The organism is Luteimicrobium sp. DT211 (genome assembly GCF_049844995.1).
GTDB lineage: Bacteria > Actinomycetota > Actinomycetes > Actinomycetales > Cellulomonadaceae > Luteimicrobium.
This window is the reverse complement of sequence record NZ_JBNCMC010000031.1, coordinates 1-324: the sequence shown is the minus strand read 5'-3', so window position 1 is coordinate 324 and position 324 is coordinate 1. Positions and strand designations below refer to the sequence as shown.

The window sequence follows — 324 nt, the reverse complement described above, 5'->3', positions numbered from 1 at the left end:
CTACGTGTCCTTGTGGGTCGCGCGCCGGTGGTTCGCCGTCGACCCCGGAGCGGGTGCCTCAGCCGAGGCCGTGGCCGGGGCCGCGCCGCGAGTGCTGGACGAGGTGCGGTCGTGACCGCCCCCGCGGCACGGGCCACCTCGCCCGACCTGGACTGCGCACCGCAGATCGACGCTCACGCGATCGGCGTCGACGCCGCCACCTCGGTCGCGGTGATCCTGAAGGCGCTGGCCGAGCCGCTGCGGCTGAGGATGCTGTCGTTCATCGCGACGTCGCCCGCCGGTGAGGCGTGCGTGTGCGACCTCGCTGCCCTGACCGACGTCTCC

At 74.4% G+C, this 324-nt stretch carries 1 pseudogene; it reads left to right on the top strand.

The annotated features are described in order from the left end of the window. Positions 1 to 111: 111 nt before the first annotated feature. A pseudogene (locus tag ACLQ14_RS19465) lies at positions 112 to 324 on the top strand (ArsR family transcriptional regulator); the annotation flags it as partial.